Raw genomic sequence first — 23580 nt, forward strand, 5'->3', positions numbered from 1 at the left:
TCTACTGCAAAATAGGTGGCCCCTGATTGCGACCCTGCAAGCAGTCACTGGCGATCGGTGTACCCTGGGATTTCAGTACCCAGCAACTCGCGTGTGGATCCACCCGCACCGGCTCCACCCAAGCCTTTAAATTCAAAACGAATAAACACACCACGATCACGGTTCCGTGCTGGAAAGGCATCTAATTCAGCATCAAAACCAGGTGCTTCATTCACATTGGTCATCCAGTTGCGCCATACCAGTTGTACCTGCCAACAGCAGGAGTTGTACTCTAAACCTGCTAGGCTTTCGGTGCGCTCATCACGCTTCCAGTCGTAGCCGAGTTTAGCAAAAAAACGCCACTGTTCATCTAAGACATATAAACCCGACACCGCATACTGCTCTTCTGCACGATCACGATAGCTCCAGCCACTGTGATCCAGATCCTCAGAGGTTGGATTGCGACCTCGCAGCCCCTGCGCATAGTTGGAGGTGTAAGTGTGCATGAAGTTCAGCTGATGCCCTTCGGGCCGACTGTAGCTTAAACGCGTTGCGCTACGATCTGTCACCCCCAGCTGCTCATCCCACAAAAGCTGGGTGTTGAAACGCCAAGCCGTGGTGATATTCCAGCTCAATTGGGCAGCATAGTTAGAGGCGCGGCGCACCTGATCATAGGGGCGCTCATCAACCGGCAGATTCTCAAAACGTGGCTCTTCATCTGGATGCAGATAACTCAAAGCAATACGCCGATCGTCGAGATAAAACTCTCGCGCCAGCGAAAGGCTGCCCACCTCACGCCCAGCCTCTTGGCTAATCAAGCGCTGGGTCACACCCAGTGTCACCTTCTGGATATCGGCTAGACGATCGCGGCCTGTGCTGCGCTCGGCACGAAAGAGCTGGTTGAAATCAAATTCACTGAGTGCAGAATCAAACGCCGTTGGAATCTGGTACTGCTCGACAAAAGGAATATAAGCCGCAAAGAGGCGTGGCTCTAAGGTCTGCCGATAACGCCAGCCGAAGAGGTCATCTTGACGCTCTAAATACAACCCCAAATCCAGGCTTGCCAGCGGCACCAGCATATCCGGCTCAGTCTCTATCCAGTCTTGCTGCGCAGATGTTTGATGCTCGCTCCAGTAGGGATCAAGCCAATAGTGGTTATAGCGCACAGCCGCACGTGGACGAATATAAGCCCAAGGCCAGCGCCATTCTTGCGTCACGCTGGGCTCTAAATGCAGCCGCCATGCACGCGCGGCGCCCCAATGGCTGGCATACCAGCCCTCAGATTCACCGGGCAAGGGACGCAGTGTAGGATGGATCCGTCCAGGCTCGCTGACCTGCTCATCAAACAACTGATCAAAACGCGTCAGCTCACTGAGCCAGTTCAACTGCCAACCACCGCCAAGAGCCAGGTGGGTGCGAGCTTCGAGCTGAGGCAGACGAAAATAATCCTGTTTGCCAGCCTCACGTCCGGCGCGCCAATCCCAGAGTGTATAGTGTGCATCACGGCTGACGCTGAGTTTTTGATAGCCCTGTACATTGGCCGTCAACTGCCAGGCCCGCCAGCGATAATCCACACGCACCTGCTGTAAAAGATCATCAGCTTCATCTTCACCAAAGCGGCCGCGTGCCAGGTCTTCAAAATAGCGCCCATCACTGACCTGATCGAGATGCAGCTGATAGCGCAGCGGCTGGCCCGGCCAATGACCATGATGATGCCAAGAAAAATGCCAGCGATCTTGCTCGGCTAACTCATCATCGGCCAGCCGCGCATAAAACAATAAGCCCTGATCACTGGCTTGTAGATAGCGTGCCTCCAAACCCCACATGCTGCCGCGCTTCTCGATATAACGTGGGTAAAAAGTCAGATCATAGTTGGGTGCCAGATTCCAGTAGATCGGCTGTGCAAGATCTAGGCCTGTCGAGCTAGAGTAGGCCAGAGAGGGCGTCAGCAAACCTGTATGGCGACGATCATCGATCGGAAAGCGCAAATAGGGCCAGTAAAAAACCGGCACGCGCTGAATCTCCATACGCACATGCCAGGCATCCCCAAAACCGCTCTCTTGATTCAGCACCAACCGCTGGGCCACCACACGCCACGCCTGATCATCAGGAGCGCAGGTGGTCAGACGCGATTGATGCAGCACCACACGGCCATCGGGCAGCTGCTCGAGCTGCCAAGCGGCACCGCGCAAACGCTGGTCATGCACCACAAAATGCGCCTGTTCAAGGCGAAGGTACTCATCATGAAGCTGATACAGACCCCGCTCGCCACGCAGCAGCAGATTGTTTTGGCGCACCTCCAGCTGTCCTTCAAGCTGGGCTTGCGTCCTTTCTGCATTTAAATGTGCACGATCGGCCAGAAGATACAGTGGTCCTTGGCGTAGACGCACCTGCCCCAGCAGATCCACACCACCTGATGGCGAATAGCCTGCTTGATCCGCTTCGGCAAACAAGCGCGCCTGATCAATCGGCAGATGAGGCTCCGGCAGATCAAGAAGCGGGGAAACATACTCACCCCAGCAGACACCGCTCGGTGATGCAAAGGGCTGCCAATCAAGCTGATGGGCGGGCAGATCCGCAGGAATACGCGCTTGCGCTAAGCTGGCACCCAGCACCCAGCCACCCAGCACATAACAACTGAGCCGCGCCACGCGCCTTGCGCTTGGAAAGAAGGACAAGAAAGAAAGACAGCGAGCTTGCAACAAGGACAGCCCCCACAAAACTGGTTCTGACTGAATACGCCCACTCTTGATCGAGGCCAGATGACGCCAGCAGAGAAAAACAAGTATTATAGCGGCTTCGCACTTGGCACTGCCAAGGTTTTTCTCTGCTTGCACAAGGGCTTTCACCATCATGCATTCGTCGGCTTCTCCTCTGGCTTATGACCCTATCGCCCAGGAGGCTGCCGCAGCCTCTGATCCGGCTGCCACGCGTGAGCAACAACTGAAGGCCTGGCTGATCAGTATCGATCCCACGCCCTGCCAACTCAGCCAAGTGGCGGGCGATGCCAGCTTTCGGCGTTACTTTCGCGCGCGCTGGCCAGATCGCCAGGCCATCATCATGGATGCGCCGCCAGAAAAAGAATCCTGCGCCAGCTTTGTTGATCTGTGTCGCCAATGGCGAGCAGTGGGTGTAGCCGTCCCTGCTTTACTGGCTGAAGATCAGACCCAAGGCTTTTTACTGCTGGAGGATTTTGGTGATCAGCAGCTGATGCAAGCCGTCATGACCCAACCCTGTGCACAGAGCCAAGCTTACTATCAGGCCGCTTTGCGCCAGTTGGTGCATCTACAAACCGCCACCTCAGCCACCAAGCTGCCACACTATTCAACCGCTCTTCTTGAGCAAGAGATGCATCTATTCGATCACTGGTTTTTAGACACCTGGCTGGGTATCGACACCCGCCCCGCTGGCTGGGCAGATTGGAAGCAGCAACTGATTGTTCAGGCACTGGCCCAACCTCAGGTCACTGTGCACCGTGATTATCATTCACGCAATCTGATGTGCCTAGATCACCCCACACCCACACTCGGCCTGCTCGATTTCCAAGATGCGGTCTGCGGCCCCATCACCTATGATCTGGTGTCGCTGCTCAAGGATGCTTATTTAGATTGGCCTGCGGCTCAGCAAGCCCAGTGGCTCGCCGATTTCCAGCAGCAGCACCCCCAATTACAACAGCAAGATCCAGCACAGTTCGTGCAGTGGTATGACTGGATGGGGATGCAACGCCATCTTAAGGTCGCGGGTATCTTTGTGCGTCTGGCCCTGCGTGATGGAAAAAGTGCCTATTTGCAGGATTTACCACTGACCTTCCAGCATCTTCTTCAAGCACTCAAGAAATACCCACAACTGGCCGTTATAGAGCAGTGGTTTCGTGAGCAGCTGGCACCGCGTCTTGATGCCAAGCTCGATCGGCTCACCCAGTGACAGGATCAGACTGAGGCAAGTCAGCCACCTTTTATGTTCAGGAGTTGAATCTATCCAGATGATCAGGCAAGCGATGATTTTTGCAGCAGGCGAAGGCAGGCGGATGCGCCCGCTGACACTCGATTGCCCCAAGCCCCTGCTGAGCGTCGCCGGGCGTCCTCTGCTGGCCTGGCATTTGGATCGCCTGGTTGCGGCTGGCATACAGCGCGTGGTCATCAACCTGCATTACCTCGCTGATCAGCTGCGCCAGTGGGTCAAACAATCCGCCCCAGTTGAGCTAGAGATCATCTTTTCAGAAGAGGCTCAGCTTCTTGAAACAGGTGGCGGCCTGCTGCAGGCCCTCCCACTGCTTGATCCCGCCCCCTTCTGGTTGATCAATGGCGATATTTGGCTCGACAGCCTGCCGAGCGCACCGCAACTAGAAGCAGAGGAGCTGGGTCGGCTCTGGCTGGTGCCTAACCCACCCCATCATCCTGATGGCGATTTTGTGCTGCAAGACACAGGGCAGCGCGCCACCTTTTCTGGATGCAGCCTGCTCAAACCAGAGCTGCTCAGCACAGCGCAACGAGTAGCCACCTTTGGTGAGCCACGAACAGGGGCTTTTAAGCTCGCCCCCTTGCTGCACAAGGCGCTTGAACAAGGGCGACTCAGCACTGCACTTTACACCCAAGGCTGGATGGATGTCGGCACACCTGAGCGGCTAGAAGCACTGCACACACACTTGACGGGGGCCGCACGATGAAATGGCGCTGGCCTCACTTTGCAGGCAAGGCGGGCGGAGCGTGCATCGGCTTTTTGCTTGGAGGCTGGATCGGCTTTGCGCTGGGGATCATTCTCGGACATAGCTTTGACTACCATCGTGAACACCTCTGGGCGCGTTTGCCACGTCTCAGATTTGGCTCTCCTTTTAAAATCGCGCAACCAGCAGAGCAGGTGTATCGCCACGCTCTGTTTGTTTGCCTTGGCCATATTGCCAAGCAGGATGGCCGGGTCAGCCCACAAGAAATCGCCGCTGCTGAAGGCATTTTTAAGCAACTGAAACTCAAACCCAAAGCGCGCCAAGAGGCCATTCAGCTGTTCAATGAAGGCAAGATGCCCAATAGCCAGATTGAAGGTCGCCTCACGCTCTTCAGCCAGCGCTACCGCTCCAATAAAGCCAAGCGACTTGAACTCCTTGATCATCTGCTGACGATCAGCTACGCCAAGGGTGGCCCGCATCCGGCCCAGATCGCACGACTCAAGGCCCTGCTGCCCATCCTCCAGCTCAGCCTGGTGGAACTCGAACGCTTACAAAGACGCCGCGATCAACAGCAGCAACGCCAGCAGCATAAGCAATACAACCGCCAAGGGCAGGCCACGCAAGAAAAAGCGGGGTTACTGGCGGCCTATCATGAGCTGGGCCTCAATAGCACGGCCTCTGATGAGGAGATCAAGCTCGCCTATCGCCGCCTGATGAGCCAACATCATCCAGATAAGCTCGTGGCCCAGGGCCTGACCGATCGCGCATTGGAAAAGGCCACAGAAAAAACCCAGGACATCCAGCAGGCTTATGCCTTATTAAAAAAAGTGCGACAACTTTGAATTACACGAATAGGCTTTTCTTCTGAGCCTAATCGACTCAGAATCCAACTTATTGATTGAATGCTTGATGCTCTACAGGGAGTCACTGACGTGCCGCATTTATTGCCCTCTTTTTTTCGACCTCTCGCCAGAACACTGGCTGTGCTGCTGAGCCTGCTATTGACTAGCCCCAGCTGGGCCAACCCCCTTTTTGGTGCTGATGAAGAGGACAGCGCAGAACCCCCTAGAGAGCGCCAACACTTGGATGAGTATCAACAGCTCTTACAAGCCCTGCGCCAAGAGCTACGCGGCACAGATCTATTGGAGCTACCTCTGCCAAGCGACAGCGATACTCCAGCACGCTTTCTGACCCTGCATATCGAAGCCCTTTCAGATCAGCCCAAAGGCCAGGTGATTTTGCTGCCTGCCGATGGCTATCACCCAGACTGGCCACGCGGCATTGCCCCACTGCGACGCCAGCTCCCTGAATATGGCTGGCATAGCTATGCACTGAGCCTGCCCCTCTATCAGGCCTCCAGCCTGCCCGAACGCACGCTCCCCCCTGGCCCCCTGCTGATGCGTTTGGATCAACTCGTCACCGAGACCAGCACAGAAACAGAGCAGGCGAATAACGATCCTTTTGCGCCAGTTGAAGAAGAAAGCACTCGCCCCCCAGCCGAACGCCCAGACCCTTCAGCACAACTGGCACAACAACGCGAGCAAGTCGAAGCGCGCCTCCGGGCTGTGCTGAGTGAATCCGGCACACGAGGACGCACAGTGCTGGTCTTGCAGGGCCAGAGTGTTTTTTGGCTCCAGCCTTGGCTCGAATCTGGCGGTCTGCCACGCAATGCGGCCTTGATTCTGTTACAAGTTGAGGTTCCCGCTGGGGCCGATGCTGCCAGTCTCCGTCAAACACTGGCGGGCCTGACGCGCACCCCGCTGCTTGATCTTTATGATCCGCGCCATGCTGAGCAACAGGCTTGGGCTGCAGAGCGCCAGGCCATCTATCGCCGTCTGGGCTATGCGCGCGCCACACAACTGCCGATTCACTTTGAATTTGGCCGCCGCGCGGAAACCACCGACCATTGGATTGCCCAGCGTGTCGAAGGCTGGCTACGTAGCCTCTAAGCCCAGAGACTCGCGACACATCACTGAAGCGCGTTTGTAAAAAATAGAGCAGAAACCATCTTGAAGGCGGCCTGAGAAGTGAAGCTGTGATCGATCACTTGCTGAGGCTGTCTTAGGCGTGAAGTTTTGTTAAGATGGCGCTCTTTATCATCAACGGATTCTGTTATGCCTTCATCTTTACACCCCTTTGTGATTGCACCTTCTATTCTTTCTGCCAACTTCGCCTCGCTCGGTCAGGAGGTGGATCATATTCTCGCGGCAGGTGCAGACTGGGTGCATTTTGATGTGATGGATAACCACTATGTGCCTAACCTGACGATCGGCCCGATGGTGTGTCGTGCTCTGCGTGATCATGGCGTCACCGCGCCGATTGATGTGCATCTGATGGTCAAGCCGGTTGATGCGATGATTGCCGCCTTTATTGAAGCCGGTGCCACCAGCATTACCTTCCATCCTGAAGCCTCAGAGCATATCGATCGCAGCTTGCAAATGATCCGTGATGGCGGCTGCCAAGCGGGGCTGGTCTTTAATCCCGCCACGCCCTTGCAGTTGATGGAACATGTGATGGACAAGATGGATATGGTGCTCTTAATGAGCGTCAACCCAGGTTTTGGTGGCCAGAAGTTTATTCCGCACACCTTGAAAAAAATTGAGCAAGCCCGAGCGATGATTGATGCCTCAGGCCACGCGCTGCGTCTTGAAGTGGATGGCGGCATTGGTCTGGGTAATATTGCCCAGGTCGCTGCGGCAGGCGCGGATAGCTTTGTTGCTGGCTCGGCGATCTTTGGTGCCGCTCAAGCAAGCGATCCCCATCGCTATGATTCGATTATTGCCGCCCTACGCCAAGAACTGGCGCAGGTTCAAAGATGAACAGCCTCAGTGCAGCGCTGTTAACGCGCCTGCAACAAGCCGAGCTCTTTGCCTTTGATCTGGATGGCACCTTGGTGGATTCAGTCGGAGACTTGGCGCTGGCACTGAACCGAGGATTGAAGGATCTGGGCTGGCCACAGGTCAGCCAAGACCAAGTCAGACATTGGGTCGGCCAAGGCAGCCTGCGCTTGGCGCATCAGTGTGTACAAGCACACTATCAATCCTTAGATGGGTCTGACCACGCCGCAAGTCTGCCTTTAGAGGCGGATGAAGTGCAGCGCCTCCATCAGGCCTTTTTGCACCACTACCAACAGGTAAACGGACACACGACCCAGCTCTTGCCTGGTGCGCTGGCCAGTGTGCAGCATCTCAAAAAGTGTGGCAAAAAACTGGCGCTGATTACCAACAAGCCCAGCGCCTATTTGCCCACATTGCTGGCTTTATTTGAGCTGGACACCCAGTTTGATCTGCTGCTGGGTGGCGATAGCTTGTTGCAACGCAAACCTGACCCTGCCCCGCTGCTGTATGCTGCGCACCATTTGGGCTGCTCGCCCCACACCAGTGTGATGATCGGTGACTCACGTCATGATATCCACGCTGCACGCGCCGCTGGCTTTATCAGCCTTGGCCTGCCTGCCGGATATAATCATGGCGAAGATTTAAGCCTCAGCCAACCTGATGCCATGCTGGGCTCTCTCAACGATCTGCTGTTGATCGAATCTGCTGTTGATCGAATAGGATAAACATGATGACGCCTGATACCTTTGCTCAGCTCGCTGCACAAGGCTACAACCGCATTCCACTGACACGCGAAATTCTGGCTGATTTAGACACGCCGCTTTCCGCCTATATGAAGCTCGCGCAGCAGCCTTATAGCTATCTGCTGGAATCCGTCCAAGGTGGAGAAAAGTGGGGACGCTATTCGATTATCGGTCTACCCAGTCACGAGCGGATCGAGGTATGGGGGCATCACATCCAGCATTGGCGTGACGGTGCTTGTTTGCGCAATGAGCAGGTCAAGGACCCACTGGCTGAGATCGAAGCTTTTCAGCAGCAGTTCAAGGTCGCGCCCATCGCGGCACTCCCGCGCTTTAGCGGCGGACTGGTGGGCTACTTTGGGCATGAAACCATCCGCTATATCGAGCCACGTTTAGCCCAATCAGGCCGTGAGCAACAGGACCCGCTCCAAGTGCCGGATATCCTGCTGATGATTTCAGAAGAGCTGGTGGTCTTTGATAATCTTTCTGGCAAGCTGCTGTTTATCACCCATGTTGATCCAGCCCAGTCAGAAGCCTATGAACGTGGATTGGAAAGACTGGAGTCTTTAGAAATCCAACTCCGCACGGCTACCCTGACCACCACCAGCCCAGGCACAGGACGTCCAGCCATTGCAGAAGATGATTTTCAGTCAGGTCTTTCAGAAGCCGATTTCCTGCAGGCCGTGGCGCAGATCAAGGACTATATTCTGGCTGGCGATATCATGCAGTGTGTCCTATCGCAGCGCATGAGCCATCCCTATCAAGCGGCTTCACTGGATCTTTACCGCGCGTTGCGCTGCTTAAATCCATCGCCCTATATGTTCCATCTGCATCTGGATCACTTCCAGATAGTGGGCTCCTCGCCTGAGATTTTAGCGCGCTTAGAAGACAATCAAGTCACTGTGCGCCCGATTGCTGGCACGCGCAAGCGGGGCCGTACAGCCGAAGAAGATCAGGCGCTAGAAGAAGAACTGCTCGCCGACCCTAAAGAGCGTGCAGAACACCTGATGCTGATTGATCTGGGCCGCAATGATGTTGGGCGCATTGCTCAAACCGGCAGTGTCGAAGTCACTGATTCAATGACCGTAGAACACTACTCCCATGTGATGCACATCGTCTCCAATGTAGTCGGGCAGCTAAAACCTAAACTCACAGCAATGGATGTGCTGCGTGCGACCTTCCCGGCTGGCACTCTATCAGGCGCACCCAAAATTCGCGCACTTGAAATCCTCGATGAGCTGGAGCCAGTCAAACGCGGCGTCTATGGCGGTGCCGTGGGCTATCTTGGCTGGCATGGCACGATGGATACCGCGATTGCCATCCGCACCGCTGTCATCAAAGACCAGCAGGTCCATATTCAGGCTGGTGCCGGCGTGGTGGCGGATTCAGTGCCACAACTGGAGTGGGAAGAAACACTGAACAAAGGCCGCGCCGTGTTGCGCGCCGTTGCGATGGCTGAACAGGGATTGGATAACCTAGGACGCGATTAAGAAACCAGCTTCACGACTTGCTCTCGATTGAAATCGACCCGCGCTCGTCGTATGGATCAGGCTTCTTCATCCTTATTGGCATGACCACTGATTCGCTCAAAAAAGACGCTTTTTGAGCGATTTTCTTTTTTTAAACGCTTTTTTCACTGACGATACGAGAAAACAATGCAAGAAACTGCCCCAACGCCACCATCCAGTCGTCTCTGGATGTTCCTTGTCCCTTCCTTGATCGGCCTCTTTTTGTTTATGGTGCCGATTCGTTACGAAGACAGCATCACCATCCCGGTTGCGCTGCTGGCCAAGGGCCTCAAGGCCTTGATGAGTGATTATCTGATCGGTGTGGTGACACTGATTATTGCCTTGATGTCTATCCTGTCGCTGGCTGTTAAACTACTTCAGCCACAAGGCCTGCAACGCTTTCCTTTTATCCATAACCTGCTCAACCCCTCCTGGTTCTGGCTCAGCATCCGTCTGCTTGGCGGTGCTGCCGTGGTGATGACCTACTTCCAGTTTGGTCCAGAGGCCATCTGGCATGACGATACTGGCGGCCTGGTGCTCAACGATCTACTCCCGACTCTCTTCTCGGTGTTTATCTTTGCGGGTCTGCTGCTACCCTTGCTGCTGAACTTTGGTCTGCTCGAATTTTTTGGTGGCCTGCTCAGTAAGGTGATGCGCCCGCTATTTAACCTGCCTGGACGCGGTGCGATTGACTGCATGGCCTCTTGGCTCGGGGATGGCAGTGTGGGCATCTTGATGACCAGCAAGCAGTATGAGCAGGGTTTTTACACCCAGCGTGAGGCCGTGGTCGTCGGCACCACCTTTTCTGCGGTTTCGATCACCTTCAGTCTTGTGGTGCTGGCACAGGTGAAGCTCGAATATCTCTTCCTGCCTTTTTATGCCGCGATTTGTCTGTCCGGTTTTGCTGCGGCCATGATCATCCCGCGCTTGCCCCCTTTACGCTGGAAAAAAGACCTCTATATTGATGGCAGCGCTCCCCACCCAGACGCTCAGGTGTTGCCAGCTGGCTATAACACCTGGACCTGGAGCCTGCATCTTGCACGCCAAAGGGCGGCTCAAGTCCACTCCGTTGGTTCTGTCTTCAAAGATGGCGTACGCAATGCAGTCGATATGGTTTTTGGCGTGTTGCCGGTGGTGATGGGCCTCGGGACTATCGCCCTGATTCTGGCCGAATACACCAGCTTGTTCAGTCTGCTGGGGCAGCCTTTTATCCCTCTACTTGAGCTGCTGGCCATCCCTGAAGCCGCCGCCGCATCACAAACACTGGTGGTTGGCTTTGCCGATATGTTTATTCCCGCGATTTTGGCCAGCTCCATCGAAAGTGATATGACGCGCTTTATCATCGCTGCAGTCTCGGTCACGCAGCTGATCTATATGTCAGAAGTCGGTGCACTGCTGCTGGGTAGCCGTATTCCAGTCAATATCGTGGAATTGTTTGTGATCTTTATTCTGCGCACCTTAATCACCCTGCCGATTATTGCTGGCATCGCGCACCTGATTTTCTAAGTGTTTTAAGTTTCATCTCTGCTTTAACCTCTGCCCGCCAGCGATCGACTGAGCGGGCTTTTTTATTTCTGCTGCTTGCCTCTTCAAAAACCTTGTTATCAGCCGACCTTATATCAACCAGCATCTCACTCAAGACTGCAGCGGAAGCAGCATAAAAAAACAATTTATTTACTCTTTGCAACAGAGGAGCTACATTGAGAGGGTGTACTCGGGGTCAACTATGAGGAAAGCGCATGAAGATCAGAAATAAAATCGCTTTAGCCACAGGTGCGTGTTTGTTCAGTGCCATTTTGGTCCTGCTCACCGTGACGGCGGTACAGAACCATCGCTTAGAAAGACAAACCCTGGCTCAAGTCAGCCATGAGCTTGAAAGCGCCGCCATGCAGCAACTCCAAGCGCTGGCCCAAGCTCAAGCCCAACGCGCGCTCAGCGAGTTCAATGAAACCCTGTTTGTGGTCCGTGGACTGAATGAGACGATTCAAAGCTTTTCCAGCCAAGACAATCAACTGGTCTCGCGCGCCCAGTACAGTGAATATATTCGCTCACTGCTGAGCCATTACCCAGGTATGGCAGGCTTATATACCGCTTGGCTTGAAAACGCGGTCGATGGTCAAGATGCCTTTTACCGTGCCAACCCAGCTGCGCACTCCCATGAAAGCGGCCGCTTCTCACCCTTTTGGTTTCGCAATCCAGATAATACGCTGGGCATTCGTTCGCTCAATATTACCCGCTTTGTGACCGGTGAGGACTTAAACCCAACACGCGACTATTGGTACACCTGCCCGATTGAAACACGCCAAACCTGCTTAACCGAACCCTATACCTGGGAAGCGGCTGGGCGTACGGTACTGGGTACCTCGATCACTCAACCCTTGATTATCGATGGTCGTCTTGTCGGTATGGTCGGCGCCGATCTGGAGCTGACCTTTCTCAGCAACATCGCTGAACAAGCCAGCCGCAATCTATACAATGGTCAAGGGCGGATTCTCCTGCTGACGACACAAGGCAAGGTCGGCGCGGATTCCACTGGCGCCTTAGAATTGGGCGCTGAGTTCACCCACCCCTTACGAGATCGTCTGCAGCAGGTTGCGCGCAGCGGTGAGTCGATCACCCTTAGCGAAGGCGGTCAGTTTGTGGTGATCAGCCCCATTCAGCTGCCGAATGTCGCCAACCCCTGGTTTATTCTAGTCAGTATTGATCGTGATCTGGTGCTTGCTGGTGCGCAGGCCACGCAAGAAAACATGAGTTCGGCCTTCCAAGCGGGTTTAATTGCCCAGTTTGTTCTTGGCCTCAGTATTGTTGGCTTGGGTATGCTGCTGCTGACCATCATTGCACGCGGCATTGCCGCGCCGATCAGTCAAGCCGCACAGATGATTCACCAACTGGCCTCACAAGATGGCGATTTAACCCAACGCCTGAACATGAAGCGCCAGGATGAAGTCGGCGAGCTGGCCGAAGGAATTGATGCTTTTATCGCCAAAACCCACTCCATCGTGCGTGATATTGCCTCAGAGATGAAGCAGGTTGAAAGCTCAGCCGTGCGCGCAGCCGAGATTTCAGAAAACAGCTCTCAGGGGATAGAAAAGCAGCGCGCCGAGATGGATCAGGTGGCCACGGCCATTAACCAAATGGCCGCCTCGGCGGGCGAGGTGGCAGAAATCGCCGCCACAACAGCCAGCGCTTCCAATCAGGCCACAGATGGCGTTGAAAACGGTGCACGAAATGTTGAGCAAAGTGCCACAGCCATTCGCACCCTCGCCGAGCAGCTTGGGCGAACCAGTCAGCTGATGAGCGAACTGGCGCAGGATAGCGACAATATCATCCAGATCGTTGAAGTGATTCGCGGGATTTCCGAGCAGACCAACCTGCTCGCGCTGAATGCGGCGATTGAGGCCGCCCGTGCTGGAGAAGCAGGACGCGGTTTTGCTGTGGTCGCGGATGAAGTGCGCAGTCTGGCCTCAAAAACTCAGCAATCAACGCAAGAGATTCAGGACTTGATTGATCAACTCCAACGCCGTAGCGCCAGCGCGTTGAAGGCCATGCAAGAGGGGAACGAGCAATCCAACACCTGCTTGGCCTTAGCCGATGAAGCCTCAGCCAACCTCGTACAGGTGGTCAGTTCAATCACGGAAATCGATAACATGACCACCCAAATGGCCAGTGTTGTTGAAGAACAGCGCGCCGTGACTGAAGACATCACCCGCAGCATCATTACCATCAGTGATGAAAGCAATCTGGTGGCCGAAGGCGCGATGGATGCCAACCAGGAAAGCCAGAACCTGCTGCAACTGGTCAAACGCCTTGAAACCGAACTCGGCCGCTTCCGCTTCTAAACCTCATGCCACTGAGTCGGCTGTGCCCCAAGCGCACAGTCGGCTCTGCTGACCTCTCTCTTTTTCAACGCACACTCAGCGCCAGTTTCAAGGCGCTGTTGTTGTTGATGCTTGTTGTTTACAATCGACTCTCTTATTGCTTGCACTCTTTGCTTGTACTATTTTGGGAGTCCTTGATGTCTCAACCACACCCCCTGACCCTGCTTCAACCTGAAGACCTTTCGCGTATTATTGAGATGGCCTGGGAGGACCGGACTCCTTTTGAAGCCATCGAAGCCCAGTTTGCTCTCAACGAGGCTCAGGTCAAAAAGCTGATGCGTCAACAGCTCACCTCGAGCAGCTTTAAGCTGTGGCGCAAAAGAGTGAGTGGACGCGTCACCAAGCACCTGCACAAGCGCGAACCCGGTATGCTGCGTGCCTACTGCCCAACACAATATAAACCCCGTTCGAGTTAAGAAACCTCTGATGAAAAGACGCTGCCTCGGCTGCCTTTAGGTCGCCAGATACCTCGATTTCAGCGCGCTCGATCTCCACCTATCCACTGGTGAACACAAGGACGCCCCATGCCTGCCTCTCTGCACCCTCTTGAACCTGGCCTGATGATTCTTCAGGGCAACCGCCTTGAAGATCAACGTGATCTGCTCACCCAATGGATTCAAAAGCATCCGCTCAATCCACTGGAAAATGAAACTTTTCTAGTGCAGAGCAACGGTATCGCTCAATGGCTCAAAATGGCACTGGCACGCGACCAAGGAGGCTGTGGTATCGCTGCCGCCATGCAGGTAGGGCTGCCAGGACGTTTTTTATGGCAAGCCTATCGCAGTATTTTTGCTGAACTGCCAGAGATCTCGCCCTTTGATAAGGCCCCTCTCACCTGGCGTTTGTATCGCCTGCTCGGCACACTGCAAGCCGACGCTGAAAAACTCAAGCCGCTGCAAGGTTTTCTGAGTCAAGATGACGACCCACGGCGTTTGCACCAGCTGGCGGCGAATCTGGCTGATCTGTATGACCAGTATCAGGTCTATCGAGCAGACTGGCTTGAAGCCTGGGAAGCCAATAAGGATGAACACCAACCCGACTGGATCATCAAACCAGATGGCAGCAAAAAGGAATTAGCCCCAGCTGATGCTTGGCAGCCTCTGATTTGGCGCTATTTGTGTGCAGATATCGAGGCCGATCCGCGCTTGGGGACGGGCAAATGGGCACGCACCAGTCGCGCCAGCATTCACCAAGCCGTGATTGAACAGTGCGCTCACTACACTCCGGATCAGCGGCCCGAAGGTCTCCCTCGTCGGGTGCTGGTGTTTGGGATTTCTTCTCTACCTCGCCAAACTCTGGAGCTATTGCAGGCCATCTCGCCCTTCACCCAATTGATGATCTTTGCCCACAACCCCTGCCAGCACTATTGGGGTGATCTGGTCGAAGGCAAGGCGTTGCTGCGCCGCGAATACCGACGCATTCAGGATCGCAAAATCGATGCCAGCCTCAATCCAGAAGACCTGCATCTTGCGGGTCACCCTCTACTGGCGGCCTGGGGCAAACAAGGGCGGGATTACTTGCACCTACTCGATGAACAGGATGAGCCCACCCGCTATCAAGAGCGGGTCTGGAAAGCCGTGCAGAAGAACATTGATCTCTACCGCGACCCTTTAGAAGAGAAAAACTGCCTGCTAACGCAGCTCCAGTCAGACCTTCTCAACCTGCGTTCTTTGCAAGAGCGCCAAGCTCAGCCAAGCCATATCGATCCACAGACAGATACCAGCTTGCAGTTTTTGATCGCCCATTCGCCCCAGCGCGAGGTAGAAATCCTGCATGATCAACTGCTGGCTGAGTTTGAGCACAACCCCAACCTGCCTCTGCGCGAGGTGTTGGTCATGGTGCCAGATATCCATGTTTATGCCCCTCATATTCAAGCGGTGTTTGGTCGCTATGCCGCACAGGGAGATCAGTGCGATCCGCGTTTTCTGCCCTTTCATATTGCCGACCAAGGACAGCGCGGCCAGAACACTCTATTGATTGCACTGGAAAAAATCCTCCACCTGCCCAGTGCGCGCTTGACTGTGAGTGAGCTGTTGGATCTACTGGATACCCCTGCACTGCGCGCGCGCTATGATCTGGCAGAAACCGATCTGCCCCGTTTAAAAGAGTGGATTCAAGGGGCCAATATTCGCTGGGGGCTGAATGCACAGCAGCGCGCTGACCTGGATTTGCCTGCCAACGAACAAAATACCTGGTTATTTGGCCTACGCCGTTTGCTGCTGGGCTTTGCTGCCGGTGACAGTGAGGCCTGGATGGGGATTGAGCCCCACGATGAAGTCGCCGGATTAGAGGCCGCGCTACTGGGGCCTTTAGATCAGCTGCTCAGAGACCTGCATAGCACCCGCGAGATGTTAAAAAAGCGCCACACGCCCAAACAATGGATTGACCAGCTCAATCAGCTGATCCAGACCTTTTTTGTAGACACCAGCAGCGCCGATGCCTGGGCTTTCACCAATCTGGATAAGCAACTCGATGCCCTAGACACGCATTGGCAAGAAGGCAGTCTGGTGAAAACCTGCCTCCCTCTTGAGGTGGTGCGCGAAGCCCTGCTCAGTGCTCTGGATCAGCCAACCTTGACCCAGAAATTCCTCGGTGGCGCGATTAACTTTGCCACGCTGATGCCGATGCGGGCGATTCCCTTCCAGCAGATTTGGCTACTGGGGATGAATGACGGCGATTATCCGCGCAGCGTGCACTCGGCCGATTTTGATCTGATGGCTCAAGATTACCGACCGGGTGATCGATCACGCCGTGAAGATGATCATTATCTTTTTCTGGAGGCCCTGCTTTCAGCACGCGAAAAACTGGTCATCAGCTGGGTGGGGCGCAACATTCGTGACAATAGTCTACGTCCACCTTCTGTGCTGGTCGGCCAGCTGCGCGATCATCTGGCCGCTGGTTGGCGGCTTGCAGGCCACGACCCTCAAAACACCCGCTCGGCAGGGGCGGCGCTGCTCAACGCACTCACCAGCGAACATCCATTGCAGCCCTTTAGCCGTGATTACTTTAAGCCGGATCGAGATCCACGCTTGTTTACCTATGCCCATGAATGGCGCCAGCTTTATCAGTCCACTGAATCCACCCTGGCTGAGCCGCCACTCACCCTATGGCAGCCAGAAGCACCGATCACGCTGCAGCAACTGGCTGCCTTTTTGCGACATCCGGTCAAAACCTTTTACAGTCAGCGCCTTGGGGTTCACTGGTCTCATCAGCAAGAAGTGCTTCAGGATGACGAAGCCTTTGCGCTGACAGGTCTGGATGACTGGTCGGTGAAGGATGAGGTCATTCAACAAGTGATACACGACCTGATCAGCCAGCCTCACGCGGATCTGGACTCACGCTTAGAACACGCCTGCCAGCGCTTGCAGGCACGAGGTCGTCTGGCTTTTCCTCCCTTTGGAGTTTTGCAAGGTGAACAGCTCCACCAAGAGCTAGCGCCACCTTTAAAAAGCTACGCCGAGCTTCTGAGAACAACCCGACCTGCTGCTGGGATGCATGGCCGCCTGCAAGCCAGTGATACCCTTCTACTGGAAGATCAATTAACGGATTTGCGCATCAACGAACAGGGTGAACATCTGCGCTTGCTGATCCAGGCCAGCCGCCTTCACCAAGGCAAGAGCTGCAAGTGGCATCAGCTGATTCGCCAGTGGCCTGCCCATCTGTTCGCACAACTCCAAGCCCCGACCCGCACCCGCATTTTAGGACCCGACACAGATCTCACGCTGGCACCCGTTCCGGCCCTCAAGGCCCAAGCTTGGCTCAAAGAACAGCTGCTGGCACTCCAACAAGGCATGACACAACTCCTGCCGCTCCCTTGCCAAACCGCTTTTGCTGCGCTAGAGGCCAGCACGCAACCGGCCACCGTCTATGAATCAGGTTATCGACGTCGGGGAGAAATCAGTGAACACCCAGCCTTTGTGCGCTTCTGGCCAGATTATGACGCCCTCCAGCAAGAAGAGGCCTTTTATACATTGGCTGAACGCCTCTACCAACCACTGATCCATGTCTTCCACTCAAGTCAGCAGGAGGCCGCTACCCATGACTGAACAACTCAACCCGCTGAGCTTTCCCTTAAAGGGCAGCCGTTTGATCGAAGCCAGTGCAGGTACGGGCAAAACCTTCACTCTGGCCTTGCTGTATGTGCGCTTGGTGTTGGGTCATGGCACTCAAGAGACTGCGTTTCATCAGCCACTGACTCCCAGAGATATTCTGGTATTGACCTTCACCGATGCAGCCGCCGAAGAACTGCGTGATCGGATACGTTGTCGTCTGGTTGAAGCCGCAGATTACTTTTTACAAGCCGAGGCTGACAAATCAGAGCAGGACCCGCTGGAGCAGCTGCGCCGAGACTATCCAAAGGAGCAATGGAACCACTGCGCCTGGCAGCTTCAAGTGGCGGCACAAAGCATGGATGAAGCCCGCATTTCGACCATCCATAGCTGGTGTCACCGTGTTTTGGTTGAGCAGGCTTTTGATACCCGTGGGCTGTTTAACCGCCAGCTGGTCACGGATATCCATGATCTGCTGGCCGAGGTCGTCAGAGACTACTGGCGCTGCCACTTTTATGCTTTAGATGCGGCTCAGGCAGCCACGCTGATTCAAGAAGCCTTTGCATCCCCAGAAGAGCTGCACAGCGCCTTAAAGGGATTGCTGAGTATGGGCAGTCTAGGGCCGAGTTTCCAAGGCGAGCCACTCAAGGTAGACGACCTGCGAGCGCACCTTGCCGGAGCGCATCACTATCAAACAGCCAAGGCCGCAGCGGATCTTGCCTTCCAGCAAGCCGAAGAAGAGCGCTTGGCTCTGGCGGCTCAAGTCAAGGCCCACTGGGCAGAGCATTGGGCTCAGATTAAAGCGCATCTTTTGGAGCTGCGCACCAGTCTGAATGGGCAACAGCACGACAGCACAACAGCAGAAAAATATCAGGCGCTGCTGGATCAGATTTATGCCTGGGCCATAGGCAATGCAGAAGCACCCAGTAAACTAAAAAACTATGCCGCAGGTGCTTTCAAATTTAAAAAAGGGGCAGACTGGCAGCAGGAAAAGCCTCTCGAAGCCTTTAAACGACTCAAAGAATACTTCGAACGTGCCACCCCAGCGCAGCCTGAGGTTGAGCAACCTGATCTCCCCCTGAAGGCGGCCATCTTGGCGCATGCTCGATCTTGGGTCGAAAAAACCTTTCAACAACGCATGCAGCAGCGCGCAGAAATGGGTTTTGATGATCTCTTACTGGAACTGGATCGCGCCCTCGATCCAGCCATCGCACCTGAAGCGGCGGCACGCCTCGCTGAAAGCCTGAGAAGTCGCTTTTTGGTGGCCATGATTGATGAATTTCAGGACACAGATCCAATCCAGTACCGCATTTTTGATCGTATTTATGGCATCGCACAGAACCGACAGGATCAAGGACTCTTCATGATCGGCGATCCCAAGCAGGCGATTTATAGCTTTCGTGGGGCGGATATTCATACCTATTTGCAAGCACGAGCCGCGACTGCCGGTCGCCACTCCACTCTGAAGAAGAACTTTCGCTCAACACAGGGGGTTGTCGAGGCCTGCAATACACTCTTCCAATACGCTGAGCATCACGAGCGTGCGGCTTTTCGCTTTCAGCAGGATGATCACAACCCCATTCCCTTTACCCCCGTTGAAGCCCAGGGACGGGAGGAGACCCTCTATCTACCTGGCTCAGGTTTAGAGGGCGTACATCCGCTCAATCTCTGGTATTTTCCTCCCGAAGAAGAGGATGACAAGGGCCGACCCAAGCCCTTAAGCATCAAGCGCCAACGACAATTGGCGGCTGAAGCAACCGCCAGCCAGATCGTCACATGGCTTGAAGCAGCAGCCCAAGGTCAAGCTGGCTTTGGCAAAGACGGGCAGGTGACCCAAGCTCTGCAAGCAGCGGATATCGCCATCCTGGTCCGAACCAGTATTGAAGCTCAAGCCATCCGCAAAGCACTACAAGCGCGCCAGGTCGCCAGCGTTTATTTGTCTGATCGTGAATCCGTTTTTTCTAGCCAAGAAGCCCAGGATTTTTTGCATTGGTTGCATGCCTGCGCCAATCCTCTGGACGAAGGGCGAGTCAAGGCGGCACTGGGCACCAATACACTGAACCTGCCACTGGCGCAGCTGGCTGTCTGGCAGGAGGATGAACTCGCTTGGGAGGCACAGCTGCACACCTTCCAGCAACTGCATTGGATCTGGCAGCGCCAGGGTCTTCTGGCGATGAGCTATCAACTGCTGCAGGCTTTTGATTTACCCGCTCGGCTGATCCAAAGCGCTGAAGGTGAGCGCAAACTGACCAATATCCTGCATCTCGCCGAATGGCTACAACAAGCCAGTCGTGAACTGGATGGGGAACAGGCTCTGATCCGTCATCTCGCCGAACACCTGGAAGCAGGCGATGAGCAACAACTGCTGCGCCTCGAAAGCGATGCCGAACGCATCAAGGTGATTACCATCCATAAATCCAAGGGGTTGGAATATCCACTGGTGCTGCTGCCTTTTATCGCCAGCTGGAAAGAAATCGATGGTCATACGCCACAAGTCCCTTGGTTACGAGAAGAAGGGCGCTATCAGGAAATTTCCGGTCAGAAGTGCTTCCCCAAGGCCTGGAACACAGCCAATGATGAGCGTATCAGTGAAGACATGCGTCTGCTCTATGTTGCCCTCACCCGTGCACGCCATGCGCTCTGGCTCGGTGTCGCCGCCTTACAGGGGGGTGCAGCCAAGAAACCTCAGGTCGAGCGTTCAGCTTGGGGCTATCTGCTCAATGGCGGGCAGCCAGTCGCAACAACCGAGGACTATGAGGCACAACTGCAGGAACTGGCCCAGCAATCAACGCACTTTCATCTGCAAAATGCCCCCCTGCCCCAAACACGCCCCCTGTCTATCCAGCAGCAGGAAGAGTTAGAAGAGGCGCGGCCCTCACCTCAGCTGCCCCATCTCTATCAGTGGTGGATTGCCAGCTATTCAGCGATTCAATTTCAATCTATGGCAACCCAGGCAAGCACGGCCAGATCACCCGAAGAAAACCTTCAGATCCAGCAGGACAAGGATTCAGCAACCTCCAAAGAAGAGCAGCACAATGAAGAGGATCAACTCAACCAGGAAGAGCAGGGGCACACCACCGCTTTTTTAGATCCTACGAACGCCCAGCAGGGGCAGCTGAATGCTCAAAACGTCCTGCACCATTTTCCGGCGGGTGCCACCTGGGGCACCTTCTTGCATGGCCTGCTGGAGTGGGCGGCGGTGCAGCAGTACATAGAGACACCAGGCAAGAGCATCCAAGGCTTTGCCGCCCTGGTCGAGGACAACACTGCCAGCCGCGAAAAGTTCGGTGCTTTTTGTACCCGACGTCGTATTCAGCCTAGGTTTATTGAACCCCTGTGGCAGTGGTTGATCCACTTTGTACACACGCCTTGGACACTCAAAGCACTGGGATCAGACATCCCTGACTTGGCTTTAAAAGACTTAAAGCCAACGCAAATCTCGGTCGAAATGGAGTTTATGCTGGAAAGTCACTGGGTCAAGACCAGCAGTCTGGATCAAGCTGTGCGCGCCCAGACACTGCATCAACTAGAGCGACCGCCTGCTCAAAGCCACCTGCTCAATGGTTTGCTCAAAGGCTTTATTGATCTGGTTGCTGAGCATCAGGGGCGTTACTTCGTGATTGACTGGAAATCCAACCGCCTTGGATTTCAGGATGCAGCCTACACCCAAGAGGCCATGCTGAACACAATCCTCTCGCACCGTTATGACTTGCAATATGTGCTTTATCTGGTGGCCCTGCATCGCCTGCTCAAAGCCCGCCTGCCTGATTACGATTATGACCAGCATGTGGGCGGGGCGATCTATGTGTTCTTGCGTGGGACTGATCACCAGCCAACTCAGGGACTATTTTGCGATAAACCACCCAAAGCACTGATTGAACAACTGGATGCGATGTTGAAAAAAACAGATCACCCCCAGGCAGAACAAGGAGCACAAGCATGAGCCAGCTGGACGAGCGACTGATTCACTGGATTGAAGCCGGTGCCCTGCGCCCTTTGGATCTGGCCTTGATGCGCTTTATTCAAGAACAATGCCCCGAGGCAAGCGCTCCCTTGTTGCTGGCCACTGCCCTAGTCAGTGAAGCCAATGGGCGCGGGCATGTCTGCTTGGATCTTCAAGCCCTGCTGGAGCAGCCAGAACAACAGCTTGCCAAGAATGAGCGTGACCAACCTCTCCCGCTTCAAGCAACAAGCACAGATCCCGGACAAGAACTGGCTGAGCTGTTGCAAGGCTGGACCCTGACAAGCTGGGTGCAGGCCTTATTAGCCAGTGAAGCTGTCAGCGATGAGCGTGATCAACCCGCGCCGCGTGCTGGTTCGACGCCCTTGGTCCTAGCAGGCTCTGCAACTCAACCTCTGCTTTATCTCAGGCGTTATTGGCTCTATGAGCGTCAGATTCAGGCCTATCTGGATCAGCAACTACAAAATACCCGCCCCCTTGCAGAAGCAAGGATCACACCCCTGCTGGATGCACTCTTCCCTGAAGCGCCACCCACAGCCATTGACTACCAGAAAAAAGCTTGCGCACAGGCGGCGCAATCCTCTTTTGCCATCATCACGGGTGGGCCAGGCACAGGAAAAACCACCACCGTGGTACGACTACTGGCACTACTGCAAGGCTTACAGCAGCAAGCCGGTTTGCCACCACTGAGCATTCGTCTGGCAGCGCCCACCGGCAAGGCGGCGGCGCGTTTGAGTGAATCTCTGGCTGGCAGCTTGCAAAAGATCGCCCTGCCTGAAACATTACAGGCTTGCCGCGACCATATCCCAACCGAAGTCACCACCTTGCACCGCCTGCTTGGCAGCCAAGCCGGAACACGGCATTTTCGTCATCATGCTGCCAACCCCCTACCGGCTGATCTGGTGATTATCGATGAAGCCTCGATGGTGGATGTAGAGATGCTGGCCAAGCTGATGCTGGCACTCACACCTCAGACACGTCTGATTCTTCTTGGGGATAAAGACCAGCTGGCCTCAGTGGAAGCCGGATCAGTGCTGGGAGATCTGTGTCGCTCAGCCGATGCCAACCAATACACCAGCCTGCTTGAGCACAGCTATCGTTTTAACGACTATCCAGGCATTGGCGCGCTGGCACAGGCGGTGAACTCAGGTCAGGCCAGCGTGAAAGAGATCAAAGCCATTTTTGAGCGTTATCAACGCCAAGATGAAAGCCCATTCACTCGTGAGCACAATCTCCGGCTGATGCAGCTGACCCGCTCTAGGCCACCAGCGAATTCAGATCAGGATGCGCTGAAAAAACTGCTCCGCCAGGGCTATAAAGCCTATCTACAAGTCATCAGAAACGAGCAGCCAGCGAGCCACGCGGATGGAGAAGTCAACCGCGAAGCGCTGGATGTCTGGGCACAGCAGGTTTTTGCAGCACATCGTCAGTTTCAATTGCTCACCGCCGTGCGACGTGGCCCTTGGGGCGTGGAGGCGATGAACGAGCTCGCCACGGCCACCCTCAAAGATTTACTGGAGGGTTCAGACAACCTCTGGTATTCAGGCCGTCCAGTGCTGGTCACACGCAATGACTACAGCCTAAAACTGATGAATGGCGATATCGGCATCTGCCTAGAATGGCCGCAAGCCACTAAAAATCCTGGGCGTCGCTTGCTACGCGTTGCCTTTCCGGATGGTCAGGGAGGGATTCGCTGGGTCCTGCCTAGTCGTTTACAGGGCGTGGAAACCGTCTTTGCCATGACAGTGCACAAATCTCAAGGCTCGGAATTCACGCACACAGCACTTGTGTTACCCGACCAGCCCAGCCCTGTACTGACCAAGGAATTGCTCTACACAGGCATCACCCGCTCCAGTCAAGCCTTCACGCTGGTTTTCAGCGAGGAACGGGTCTTGCAATCCACCCTCAGCAATCAGGTACAGCGCGCGAGCGGATTAATGACAGCCACTGGCACTGGCGGATAGG

14 protein-coding genes are annotated in these 23580 nt (G+C 54.9%); 13 read left to right on the forward strand and 1 reads right to left on the reverse strand.

Features of this window, described 5'->3' with window-relative positions:
- Positions 1 to 44 precede the first annotated feature (44 nt).
- Complete coding sequence (locus V6U78_RS05510) at positions 45 to 2834, reverse strand: LPS-assembly protein LptD (protein WP_405338247.1); 2790 nt, start codon at positions 2832 to 2834, stop codon at positions 45 to 47.
- Here V6U78_RS05510 and V6U78_RS05515 point away from each other — a divergent pair.
- The 13 genes from V6U78_RS05515 (at position 2833) to recD (ending at position 23579) form a co-directional block, all read left to right on the forward strand.
- Complete coding sequence (locus tag V6U78_RS05515; RefSeq protein ID WP_405338249.1) at positions 2833 to 3903, forward strand: aminoglycoside phosphotransferase family protein; 1071 nt, start codon at positions 2833 to 2835, stop codon at positions 3901 to 3903. The two genes, V6U78_RS05510 and V6U78_RS05515, sit on opposite strands and share 2 nt — an antisense overlap.
- Before the next feature lie 58 nt (positions 3904 to 3961).
- Positions 3962 to 4645, forward strand: coding sequence for a nucleotidyltransferase family protein (locus V6U78_RS05520; protein ID WP_405338251.1), 684 nt, complete (start codon positions 3962 to 3964; stop codon positions 4643 to 4645).
- Positions 4642 to 5484, forward strand: coding sequence for a co-chaperone DjlA (gene djlA / locus V6U78_RS05525; protein ID WP_405338253.1), 843 nt, complete (start codon positions 4642 to 4644; stop codon positions 5482 to 5484). The genes V6U78_RS05520 and djlA overlap by 4 nt, the downstream gene beginning before the upstream one ends.
- Positions 5485 to 5574: 90 nt before the next feature.
- Complete coding sequence (locus V6U78_RS05530) at positions 5575 to 6591, forward strand: DUF3530 family protein (RefSeq protein ID WP_405338255.1); 1017 nt, start codon at positions 5575 to 5577, stop codon at positions 6589 to 6591.
- Positions 6592 to 6756: 165 nt separating this feature from the next.
- A complete protein-coding gene (gene rpe / locus V6U78_RS05535) occupies positions 6757 to 7461 on the forward strand; it encodes a ribulose-phosphate 3-epimerase (protein ID WP_405338257.1) in 705 nt (234 codons plus the stop codon).
- Positions 7458 to 8204, forward strand: coding sequence for a phosphoglycolate phosphatase (gph, locus tag V6U78_RS05540; RefSeq protein ID WP_405338259.1), 747 nt, complete (start codon positions 7458 to 7460; stop codon positions 8202 to 8204). Before rpe ends, gph begins: the two co-directional genes overlap by 4 nt.
- A 5-nt stretch (positions 8205 to 8209) precedes the next feature.
- Positions 8210 to 9709, forward strand: coding sequence for an anthranilate synthase component I (gene trpE / locus V6U78_RS05545; RefSeq protein ID WP_405338774.1), 1500 nt, complete (start codon positions 8210 to 8212; stop codon positions 9707 to 9709).
- 165 nt (positions 9710 to 9874) lie between these two features.
- Positions 9875 to 11233: a YjiH family protein gene (locus V6U78_RS05550; RefSeq protein WP_405338261.1), complete on the forward strand. Its 1359-nt coding sequence runs from the start codon at positions 9875 to 9877 to the stop codon at positions 11231 to 11233.
- 233 nt (positions 11234 to 11466) lie between these two features.
- A complete protein-coding gene (locus V6U78_RS05555; RefSeq protein WP_405338263.1) occupies positions 11467 to 13566 on the forward strand; it encodes a methyl-accepting chemotaxis protein in 2100 nt (699 codons plus the stop codon).
- A 176-nt stretch (positions 13567 to 13742) separates the two neighbouring features.
- Positions 13743 to 14021, forward strand: coding sequence for a TIGR03643 family protein (locus V6U78_RS05560; protein ID WP_405338265.1), 279 nt, complete (start codon positions 13743 to 13745; stop codon positions 14019 to 14021).
- 108 nt (positions 14022 to 14129) lie between these two features.
- A complete protein-coding gene (gene recC / locus V6U78_RS05565; protein WP_405338267.1) occupies positions 14130 to 17651 on the forward strand; it encodes an exodeoxyribonuclease V subunit gamma in 3522 nt (1173 codons plus the stop codon).
- The gene (gene recB, locus V6U78_RS05570; protein WP_405338269.1) at positions 17644 to 21597 is read left to right on the forward strand and encodes an exodeoxyribonuclease V subunit beta; all 3954 of its coding nucleotides are present in this window, start codon (positions 17644 to 17646) and stop codon (positions 21595 to 21597) included. Before recC ends, recB begins: the two co-directional genes overlap by 8 nt.
- Complete coding sequence (gene recD, locus V6U78_RS05575) at positions 21594 to 23579, forward strand: exodeoxyribonuclease V subunit alpha (protein WP_405338271.1); 1986 nt, start codon at positions 21594 to 21596, stop codon at positions 23577 to 23579. Before recB ends, recD begins: the two co-directional genes overlap by 4 nt.
- Position 23580 lies beyond the last annotated feature (1 nt).

This window comes from Marinospirillum alkalitolerans (genome assembly GCF_045055655.1).
Classification (GTDB): Bacteria; Pseudomonadota; Gammaproteobacteria; order Pseudomonadales; family Halomonadaceae; genus Marinospirillum; species Marinospirillum alkalitolerans.

Excerpts from the sequence above, each read along its gene's own strand:
- V6U78_RS05515 (WP_405338249.1), top strand. The coding sequence starts at position 2,833 with ATGCATTCGTCGGCTTCTCCTCTGGCTTATGACCCTATCGCCCAGGAG.
- V6U78_RS05510 (WP_405338247.1), bottom strand. The coding sequence starts at position 2,834 with ATGATGGTGAAAGCCCTTGTGCAAGCAGAGAAAAACCTTGGCAGTGCC.
- V6U78_RS05520 (WP_405338251.1), top strand. The coding sequence starts at position 3,962 with ATGATCAGGCAAGCGATGATTTTTGCAGCAGGCGAAGGCAGGCGGATG.
- djlA (WP_405338253.1), top strand. The coding sequence starts at position 4,642 with ATGAAATGGCGCTGGCCTCACTTTGCAGGCAAGGCGGGCGGAGCGTGC.
- rpe (WP_405338257.1), top strand. The coding sequence starts at position 6,757 with ATGCCTTCATCTTTACACCCCTTTGTGATTGCACCTTCTATTCTTTCT.
- gph (WP_405338259.1), top strand. The coding sequence starts at position 7,458 with ATGAACAGCCTCAGTGCAGCGCTGTTAACGCGCCTGCAACAAGCCGAG.
- trpE (WP_405338774.1), top strand. The coding sequence starts at position 8,210 with ATGACGCCTGATACCTTTGCTCAGCTCGCTGCACAAGGCTACAACCGC.
- V6U78_RS05550 (WP_405338261.1), top strand. The coding sequence starts at position 9,875 with ATGCAAGAAACTGCCCCAACGCCACCATCCAGTCGTCTCTGGATGTTC.
- V6U78_RS05555 (WP_405338263.1), top strand. The coding sequence starts at position 11,467 with ATGAAGATCAGAAATAAAATCGCTTTAGCCACAGGTGCGTGTTTGTTC.
- V6U78_RS05560 (WP_405338265.1), top strand. The coding sequence starts at position 13,743 with ATGTCTCAACCACACCCCCTGACCCTGCTTCAACCTGAAGACCTTTCG.
- recC (WP_405338267.1), top strand. The coding sequence starts at position 14,130 with ATGCCTGCCTCTCTGCACCCTCTTGAACCTGGCCTGATGATTCTTCAG.
- recB (WP_405338269.1), top strand. The coding sequence starts at position 17,644 with ATGACTGAACAACTCAACCCGCTGAGCTTTCCCTTAAAGGGCAGCCGT.
- recD (WP_405338271.1), top strand. The coding sequence starts at position 21,594 with ATGAGCCAGCTGGACGAGCGACTGATTCACTGGATTGAAGCCGGTGCC.